Origin of the sequence: Kitasatospora sp. NPDC091257, assembly GCF_044757675.1 — a bacterium.
In the GTDB taxonomy this organism is placed as follows: Bacteria; Actinomycetota; Actinomycetes; order Streptomycetales; family Streptomycetaceae; genus Kitasatospora; species Kitasatospora lactacystinica.
This window is the reverse complement of the sequence record NZ_JBIVVI010001802.1, coordinates 1-1180: the sequence shown is the minus strand read 5'-3', so window position 1 is coordinate 1180 and position 1180 is coordinate 1. Positions and strand designations below refer to the sequence as shown.

Annotated in this window: 3 protein-coding genes; 1 reads left to right on the top strand and 2 read right to left on the bottom strand. The window is 72.2% G+C overall.

Features of this window, described 5'->3' with window-relative positions; translation table 11 throughout:
* Positions 1-28: 28 nt before the first annotated feature.
* Together ACIQOV_RS42140 and ACIQOV_RS42135 are read right to left on the bottom strand one after the other, a co-directional pair.
* Positions 29-382, bottom strand: a complete 354-nt coding sequence (locus ACIQOV_RS42140) for a cytidine deaminase (protein ID WP_359903020.1) — start codon at positions 380-382, stop codon at positions 29-31.
* Positions 383-410: 28 nt separating this feature from the next.
* Positions 411-851 (bottom strand): DUF4383 domain-containing protein, encoded by a 441-nt coding sequence (locus ACIQOV_RS42135; RefSeq protein WP_401056531.1) that lies wholly within the window; start codon positions 849-851, stop codon positions 411-413.
* On the opposite strand from ACIQOV_RS42135, the gene ACIQOV_RS42130 reads away from it, so the two are divergent.
* Positions 822-1118, top strand: a complete 297-nt coding sequence (locus ACIQOV_RS42130; RefSeq protein WP_401056529.1) for a hypothetical protein — start codon at positions 822-824, stop codon at positions 1116-1118. The genes ACIQOV_RS42135 and ACIQOV_RS42130 overlap by 30 nt on opposite strands.
* The last annotated feature ends 62 nt before the right edge of the window (positions 1119-1180 follow it).

The window sequence follows — 1180 nt, the reverse complement described above, 5'->3', positions numbered from 1 at the left end:
CGGGCCTCACAGCGGGCCCCGCCGGGCCTCAGCGAGCCTCGGCGGACACCCGCAGCGCCCCGTCCGGCCCGGCCAGCAGCACCGGCGTCCCGGCCCCGCCCAGGTCCCGTACGGCCGCCAGGTCCGCCTCGGCCGGCTGCTCCGCCTCGCTCACCACGGCCGCCGCCTCCAGCGACCTGGCGCCGCTGGCCACCGCCATCGCCACCGCCGCCTGGAGGGCGCTCAGCCGCAGCGACTCCAGCGCGACCGTCCCGGCCACGTAGGTGCGTCCGGTCTCGTCACGCACCGCGGCCCCCTCGGCGACGCCGTTGCGGGCACGGGCCGAGCGGGCCAGGGTGATGATCTTCTTGTCTTCGGGGTCGAGCTCGACGATGTCACTCATGCCGCCGAGCATAGGCACCCGGCGCCGCTCAGTGGCCGACCGGGTGGGTCGGCCCCGGGTTCGGGTGCAGGACCTTGACGAAGGTCTTCGGCCCGGACGGCTGCGGCTCCTCGTGCTCGACGCGCTCGCGCCAGAACGGGTTGTCGTGCGGCAGGTGGCTGCTCACCCGGCCGTACATCCCGAAGGTCGTCAGGACGATCCCGAAGATGAACGCGAACAGCACGTTCGACATCCGGAAGTTGAGGATGTTCGCCTCCGGCCGCTCCAGCACCGTCAGACCGTAGAAACCGGACAGGACGAACAGCACGCCCACCGCCATGTTGAGGTTGGACGCGAAGTTCCCGCCGATCACCGCCCCCACCAGCAGGACCGCGCCCGCCACGATGGACAGGATGCTCAGCGCCCCGTTGGTCGACAGCCCGGTGACCAGGTCGCCGTGGTGAACAACAGCCAGATCGCCGTCTACCACACGATCCGCAACTCCGACGGGAACTGGGCCGGTTGGGGGCCCATCGGCCAGCAGATCCTCACCCAGCCCTTCTACGTGTGCGGCGCCGACGGCGCCAATGTGAACAACGAGCTGCAGCTGCTCTTCGAGACCTGCGCCAACAGCGGCTCGCTCTACCACACCATCCGTCACGCGAACGGCAGTTGGGACCGGGCCGGCTACGTCCAGAGCGCCGTCGACCTCTCCCCCTGGCGGCCCGTCGCGGACGGATCGGCCGTCGGCGGCTGACCGTCCCGGGCCGCCTCCCCGGCCGTCTCCCGTGCCGCCGCCCCCCGTGCCGCCGTCTCCCG

Excerpts from the sequence above, each read along its gene's own strand:
- ACIQOV_RS42140 (WP_359903020.1), bottom strand. The coding sequence starts at position 382 with ATGAGTGACATCGTCGAGCTCGACCCCGAAGACAAGAAGATCATCACC.